The sequence below is a fragment of the Desulfovibrio sp. genome (assembly GCF_009712225.1).
GTDB lineage: Bacteria > Desulfobacterota > Desulfovibrionia > Desulfovibrionales > Desulfovibrionaceae > Desulfovibrio.
In genome coordinates this window covers 24,595-30,594 of the sequence record NZ_WASP01000011.1, presented here as the reverse complement: position 1 = coordinate 30,594, position 6,000 = coordinate 24,595, and the positions used below count along the sequence as shown (strand labels likewise).

Below are 6,000 nucleotides of genomic sequence, written 5' to 3'. Positions count from 1 at the left end.
TGGCAGACGCGGGCTCCCACATAGACGTGGTTGCCATATTCCGCTCGAAGTTGTTTGTTGGTCATCTCGGGCTTCCCCTTATGAATGCGACAGAGCCAGGATGGCGCCTGCCGCGCCGGCCAACCCGAGGCCCCAGATCAAAAGGCATTCGTGGATGTGCCGACCTCGCCACCACATGACGGACGGCGGCACGAACGTTCCGAAGATCATCGCGGCAATGTTCATGCCACTCAAAGCCATGGTCTGGTTCCCTTTTGATCACGTTTTGACCGGCGCCGGCGGCGCCAAGTCAACATAGAACGCCCCGCACGGGGACGACATATTGGCCCGCCGAGCAGTTCCGGGAGCCCGATGCCGGCGCCGTGCTGTTCAGCCAGCGTGGACCGGCGATATTGCCCGTGACGCTCGCACCCCGTGCAGGCCAGCCGGACCAATTCGCCGGGGTAATCGCTCAGCAGGACTGCGCCGCTTTTGCGCATCGTCTCCTCGCGTCAACTCGGCTTCCGGCCAAGCAAATCCATCTTCGCACTTTCGAGCGCGGCTATCGCCATCTCAGTGGCTGGCCTGGTCGATCTTGGCGAGGGCATCGGCGATCTCTGTCGGGCTAGTCGCCATTCTATCGGTCTTTGCGCTTTGCCGCCGTCGTGGCGACGTAATCGAGCTTTGGTCCGAAGTGCCGATACAGCGTGGCGACGCCCAACCCAACTTCCGCGGCGGCTGCGGACGCCGACAATTCGGGGTCGGCCCATGCTCGCGCCGCCCGCCGCTTCAGCGCCTCGTCCTCCATCTTCTCGCGCGGCCCCGCCTTTCCGGCGGCGATCCTGGCTGCGGTGGCTGCCGATGTCCGTTGTCGATTGAACGTCTGTTCCACCAGTTGCTCCACCTCATATCCAGCGCCCGGATCGGCCCGAAAATCCCACTCCCGCTTGCTCTCCAGGTCGAAAAGCTTGACGCCTTTCCGCGCCATTTGTTGCGCCACCCACACCCAGACGCGCGGCGCTCCAAAGGCCGAAAGAGACCGGACTATCAGCCTATCTCTCCGTTCTTGGAGCGAGTGAACGGCTTTTTCAAGTTCTGGCATCTGCGAGATGTCCAGCCGACGCGCCGATTTTTCCATTGGCCCGTCAAGGTAGAACGGGACGCATATGTCATCGACGGAATAGCCAGCAGTGCGAAACCGCTTGCGGGCCTTGTCAGCCTGCACGCCACCCGTTGTTAGTCGGTCCCAGCACACGTCTACCAACTTTCTTCGCTTTCTCGCTAACGTCACTGTTGACGAATGATACGTCTATGATAGAGTGGTGTCAATGAGATTGAACGAGGCGGCAATCGCCCCTCGGGGACACACGAAGGAGCAAACCAGTGACTAAACTGGAAACGCTAATCCACGAATTATCGCAGGCCGCCACACAGACGCCGATTATTGTCCAGGCCCAGGTCGTGCTGACACGCGACCAAGTCCAGAAAATTTTGCGTGAGTATCAGGGCCTGTGCTGGGAGTCGGCCAACGCCCTTCGCCAACTTTGTCACTGAGGAGCCCTGCGGTGAATTGGCACGACAAACTCAGCATCTCGACATGCTACCCGGCACCCGGCTTCGAGATGAGTGTGACGAAATGGTTGCGCTGCTGGGGGTGGGAGATCGATACGGCCCCGAGCGCTGTCCTACAGATGGACGGTAGCCGCATCACCGCCCTACCGGGTGGCGCGTTCCTTGCCAAGGGCGAGGCGCCGGATCGCGTAGTCGCGAAGCGGCAGGCTGAAGCCGCATGGGCGGCTCTCGCCGCCGCGACCGCATAAGAGGAGCCGAACATGCCGAAGACTTATGCGCTTTATCTGCGCGGCGAGTTGATCGCGATGACGACAAATGCTGAGAAAGGCGAATGCTGGATCCGCCGGTTTGGCGATGCCGTGTCCGTGATCGAAGACTAAGGGAGCGCCAGGTGAACCAGATCAGCAATTCGCCGCCCAAGCCGCTGCCATGTTCTCCGGCAATGGCCCGCGTGCTGGTTAACCTATATCGCGGTCTGCCGCCCTGGCGGCACTTGTTTGGCCGCGCCATGTTCGGCGGGTCTGGGCAGACCGAATGCGCTTTGCGCGACCGTGGCTGGGTGACCGGCCGAGGCAATGATTTGGAACTGACCGTTGCCGGCCGCGAGCGTGCCGCCGATCTGGTCTAGGAGGAGCCGCAGGCATGAGCCAGTACCACCCGCGGATCAACACCCTTCGCCCGGTGCAGAACGCCAAGGGCCAGTGGGAGGTGTACGACCAATATGGCCTTTGGGACGGGCCGTATAAGTCGGCTTCGGACTGCTGGGCGGTCATCCAGGGTGAAGCCGACTCGCAAGAGTGGTTTGCTGCAACCGGCCATTATTGAGACAAGGGAGGCATCTGGGCCATGAAGGCAGAGCGCGTGGACAAGGACATTTACAGGGTGATCGATGATGCCGGTCAAGTCATCGGCCTGGCGCTGAAGACTGCCAACGGCTACTGGTTGCCATCCGATAAGGACGGCAACCGTCTGCCGGGGGCGCCTACCCTGACCACGCCGGCATCGGTCGCCCGGTACTTTCGAGATCGCGCCAAATCGGCGCCTGCTGTGTGAGGAGGCCCGCAGGCTATGAACGCAAAACTTCCGCGCCCGGACCTGCCGGGGCATCACCCGCAGAACACGCCTTTGTCAAAGTGGACTGACGGATGGCTAAAGATGAGTGTCGCCGGGCACACCGCGCCGGAGTACATCGTCATGCATGACCACGAAAAACGAGACCGCGGTTGGCCCGTCACCCGTCAGGAAATGATCGATCTGCTTGTCCATCGCGGCGACGTTCCCGCCGCCGGCCAGTGAAGGAGGCTCTACATGCCCGCATTCTTCTTGCCCGCAGCCAGCGACCCCGAACAGGCGGAAAATGCCTACTCCGCAATCCGCCAGTTCGTGGCCAGCCAGATTTCCGGTCCCCTCGAAGACCGCAGGATTTTCCGACTGGATTACGTGCACAGCGGCAAACACAGGATCGCGCAAGTGGGCGAGCGAGAAAGCCATGAGGGGGCACCGGTCATCGCCATTTTCAAACAGCAAAATTACCCGCTGTATTTTGTCTGCACGCCAGACCGCGGTGTCGTTCGAGGTGGCCCCATTCTCGTCGGTGAAAACGAAGTGCATTCGCGCATCGACTTCAGCGAAGAATGACAGCCAAAGGAGGCCCTGATGGACTTGAACCACGAACAATGGCTTGAGACCGTCCCGGCCACGCTATTGCCGTTCGCGGATGCGGCGGTCAAAGACTGGAATGACCAGACCGACGACGCCAACAAATGGTCAGCCCTGGGGTGGGATGAACGCGATGAATTGCTCCGCGCCACGCGGCCCTCGCCGACCGGCAATCTGTAAGGAGCGTTTCACCGTGGCAAAGGAAGTTGCGATCCCCGCACAGGTCCCGGCAGTCCCCGGCAGCGAACCCGCGCCGTTCTCGCCGGACCTGGTCAAAGAGATCGCCATGGACATCGGTAAGGCGGTTGCCGCCCATATTGAGATGATGTATCCGGCCGCCGTCGAGGCGACCAGCAAGAGCATGCTGCTGTCGGTCAGGAACTGCGTTTTCAACGAGATCATGGCGGCGCTGAATACCACCGACGAAGACGAGATCCGCCGCCGTCTGGCCGAGCGCAAATTGCATCGTCGCCGGCATAAGGCAGCATGGAACAAGATCCGGTCGAAGACTAACGCACGAAGGAGCCCTGGCGATGTCGGACACCCAGACGATCACCTTGCTGCGAGCGGGGCAAGCCGAGCCGGTAACGGTGATCGGCCGCCGCACCAGCGCGGGCAATCTGTCCTTCGACTATGCCGGGATGAAGCACATCCTGAAGCCGGACGGCACCGTCCTTCAGATGGTACGCTTCGCCTTTACCAACCCGCGTTGGGAGCGGTCGCCCGTATTGACCGTCGCCACGCCTGCCACCTGAGGAGTGATTTGTGATGACCTATGAAGAAGCTCAGTCTCGGTTGCCGAAAGGCTGTCAACTATGGGGCAATTTCGGCGACGGTTTGTGGCGGGCCAGTTTTGATGGTTGGGAGAATTTGATCGAACCGGCCAAGACCATTGATGAGGCATTTAACCGTGCGCTCGTGGCCGTAAAGAAGTTTTGCCGGGCGCACGGCGTGGCTTGACACCAGGGGAGTGTCAGAATTGGTGGAATGGACAACAAATCGGCCCGCGCCGAAGACTGGCGAAAGAGTCGAGGCGTTCTACTCCGGTCACCTTCCCGACCCGCAGGTTGTCGTGAGTTTCGATGTTAAATTCAAAGGCTGGTTCGACGATAAGAACCATCGATTTCCCGAGCCGACCATGTGGCGGACGGTGAACGCCTAACGCACACGGGGAGCCGAGTAGGCCATGAAGATCAAGGGCGCCGAACTGAAGTCTTTCTTGGATGAGGCGTGGCCCCAGCCTTTCGATGACTGGTTCTGGGACCATGATATTTTCGACGGCGATCCAGATCCCGAGACGGTCTACGACACCGACGACCTCGGACCAATTATGCACCAGGGCTCCGGCGAAGATCCGACCCGCGGAGACGGATACGACCTGGCCAAGCTGATCCGTCGGTGGCGCAAAGAGCGCGATTTCGACGTGCTGATGGTCACGGTGCCGAAGGCCCGCACCGAGGAAATCAAGGCGGCCCTCGCCGCCCTCAACGTCAAAGTTTCGTGAAGGAGCCAGAGATGCGCCAGTGGAGAGGGTCTTGGTTCCACGCCCAGGACCGGGCTTATTGCCTGGAGCAGGTGTTGCCGCGTGGTTTTCACCGCGATCTGTTGCCGGGAGAGCGGCCTCTTGGCGCATTCGTCCTGCCGCCGTTCCAGCGGCCGTCGGTGTGGACCGTGCAGCAGCAGGTCCGGCTGATCGAAAGCATTTTGGACGAACTGCCGGTGCCGCCCTACGTGGTCAACAAGGACCTGGAAGACGGCTATCGCTATGACCGCTGGCTGCTCGATGGCCAACAGCGCATCACGGCGGTGCTTGGCTTCGTCAATGGCGAGTTCCCCGTTCGTGGGCTGAAATTCGCCGATGTCGGCAAGAGCGACCAGGCGTGGTTTATGAACCGCCCATTCCATTGCCTGGAAACGGAGCTTCGCGACGAGATGCTGTTGCAGGACGTCTATGAGCGGCTGGCCTACGGCGGCACTCCCCACCAGCCGCCAACTTGCACCGTTCCTGGCCAGGGTAATACTGGCTCCAGCACCGGCCGCGCGGCCGACTAACCCATACACGGAGCCCTGACCATGGCGCTGACGGCCTGGTCAGGTGGAAGGCCGGCGCCAGCAGCACCCGGCACGATCTCAAGGGACAGATCTTGTTTATCACCGATGCCGGCCGTGCGGCCTACGCCGGCCACCATTGAAGGAGGAACCCGTGGGGGGTCTGTTTCCGCAAGCCCTGCCGCTGAGAAAAATCGAGCGAGATGCCCTGGAAGAATTCAAGGCCGCTGTCGATGCGGGGCGCCCTTGGGGTCGCAAGCGCATCGTGTCGATGCAAGCCTGTGAAGAGGCCGGCTATGTCAAGCGCGTGACCAAGAATGGTCTGATCGCCGATTGGGAATTGACCGAGGCTGGCAAGGCTTGGACGCCTCCAGCTGATCTATAGGGAGGCGCCAATGTTCCGGGTTGGGTTCTTTGAGAATGGTTCGGACGCCTATTGGTATGCCGATCTGGTGTGCTTGCCAATGATCGGCGCGCGGATCGAACTCGACCAAGCGCCGAAGGGCCATTTCCATCGCGTCCAAGACATCATTCACCGCATCGGCGGAGGTGAACATCGAATTGAGATCCGCCTTGATTTCCTCGACCCCACTGCCACCAACTGACACCGAAGGAGTCATCTTGCACACGATCGACATGATGAAGACGACGGGCGCCGATGGAAACCGGATGACAATCGTCATCCGCGATGGCATTGGGACAATCCGACCAAGCTCGGGGCGATCGAATGGGTGTCGGTGC

16 protein-coding genes are annotated in these 6,000 nt (G+C 60.9%); 15 read left to right on the top strand and 1 reads right to left on the bottom strand.

Annotated elements, in window-relative coordinates; translation table 11 throughout:
* The first annotated feature begins 175 nt into the window (after nucleotides 1–175).
* Nucleotides 176–298, top strand: a complete 123-nt coding sequence (locus F8N36_RS13860) for a hypothetical protein (protein WP_291333414.1) — start codon at nucleotides 176–178, stop codon at nucleotides 296–298.
* A gap of 318 nt (nucleotides 299–616) precedes the next feature.
* Here the strand turns inward: F8N36_RS13860 and F8N36_RS13855 are convergent, their stop codons facing one another.
* Entirely contained in the window at nucleotides 617–1,117 is a 501-nt protein-coding gene (locus tag F8N36_RS13855; protein WP_291333413.1) for a hypothetical protein, read from the bottom strand.
* A 245-nt stretch (nucleotides 1,118–1,362) separates the two neighbouring features.
* Here F8N36_RS13855 and F8N36_RS13850 point away from each other — a divergent pair, with 245 nt between their 5' ends.
* The 14 genes from F8N36_RS13850 (at nucleotide 1,363) to F8N36_RS13785 (ending at nucleotide 5,864) form a co-directional block, all read left to right on the top strand.
* Nucleotides 1,363–1,533, top strand: coding sequence for a hypothetical protein (locus F8N36_RS13850; RefSeq protein ID WP_291333412.1), 171 nt, complete (start codon nucleotides 1,363–1,365; stop codon nucleotides 1,531–1,533).
* Between the two features lie 409 nt (nucleotides 1,534–1,942).
* Nucleotides 1,943–2,179, top strand: a complete 237-nt coding sequence (locus F8N36_RS13845) for a hypothetical protein (protein WP_291333411.1) — start codon at nucleotides 1,943–1,945, stop codon at nucleotides 2,177–2,179.
* 14 nt (nucleotides 2,180–2,193) lie between these two features.
* A complete protein-coding gene (locus tag F8N36_RS13840; protein WP_291333410.1) occupies nucleotides 2,194–2,376 on the top strand; it encodes a hypothetical protein in 183 nt (60 codons plus the stop codon).
* 21 nt (nucleotides 2,377–2,397) lie between these two features.
* A complete protein-coding gene (locus F8N36_RS13835; RefSeq protein WP_291333409.1) occupies nucleotides 2,398–2,604 on the top strand; it encodes a hypothetical protein in 207 nt (68 codons plus the stop codon).
* Nucleotides 2,605–2,619: 15 nt separating this feature from the next.
* Nucleotides 2,620–2,847: a hypothetical protein gene (locus tag F8N36_RS13830; protein WP_291333408.1), complete on the top strand. Its 228-nt coding sequence runs from the start codon at nucleotides 2,620–2,622 to the stop codon at nucleotides 2,845–2,847.
* 12 nt (nucleotides 2,848–2,859) lie between these two features.
* Entirely contained in the window at nucleotides 2,860–3,189 is a 330-nt protein-coding gene (locus tag F8N36_RS13825) for a hypothetical protein (protein WP_291333407.1), read from the top strand.
* An 18-nt stretch (nucleotides 3,190–3,207) separates the two neighbouring features.
* Nucleotides 3,208–3,390 carry a hypothetical protein gene (locus F8N36_RS13820; RefSeq protein WP_291333406.1) on the top strand — a complete coding sequence of 61 codons (183 nt, stop codon included), beginning with the start codon at nucleotides 3,208–3,210 and terminating at the stop codon, nucleotides 3,388–3,390.
* A gap of 13 nt (nucleotides 3,391–3,403) precedes the next feature.
* Entirely contained in the window at nucleotides 3,404–3,979 is a 576-nt protein-coding gene (locus F8N36_RS13815) for a hypothetical protein (RefSeq protein ID WP_291333405.1), read from the top strand.
* Entirely contained in the window at nucleotides 3,979–4,170 is a 192-nt protein-coding gene (locus tag F8N36_RS13810) for a hypothetical protein (RefSeq protein ID WP_291333404.1), read from the top strand. Before F8N36_RS13815 ends, F8N36_RS13810 begins: the two co-directional genes overlap by 1 nt.
* Nucleotides 4,171–4,180: 10 nt before the next feature.
* Complete coding sequence (locus F8N36_RS13805; RefSeq protein ID WP_291333403.1) at nucleotides 4,181–4,372, top strand: hypothetical protein; 192 nt, start codon at nucleotides 4,181–4,183, stop codon at nucleotides 4,370–4,372.
* A gap of 24 nt (nucleotides 4,373–4,396) precedes the next feature.
* A complete protein-coding gene (locus F8N36_RS13800) occupies nucleotides 4,397–4,714 on the top strand; it encodes a hypothetical protein (protein ID WP_291333402.1) in 318 nt (105 codons plus the stop codon).
* Between the two features lie 11 nt (nucleotides 4,715–4,725).
* The gene (locus F8N36_RS13795) at nucleotides 4,726–5,262 is read left to right on the top strand and encodes a DUF262 domain-containing protein (protein ID WP_291333401.1); all 537 of its coding nucleotides are present in this window, start codon (nucleotides 4,726–4,728) and stop codon (nucleotides 5,260–5,262) included.
* 151 nt (nucleotides 5,263–5,413) lie between these two features.
* The gene (locus F8N36_RS13790) at nucleotides 5,414–5,644 is read left to right on the top strand and encodes a hypothetical protein (protein WP_291333400.1); all 231 of its coding nucleotides are present in this window, start codon (nucleotides 5,414–5,416) and stop codon (nucleotides 5,642–5,644) included.
* 10 nt (nucleotides 5,645–5,654) lie between these two features.
* Entirely contained in the window at nucleotides 5,655–5,864 is a 210-nt protein-coding gene (locus F8N36_RS13785) for a hypothetical protein (RefSeq protein WP_291333399.1), read from the top strand.
* The last annotated feature ends 136 nt before the right edge of the window (nucleotides 5,865–6,000 follow it).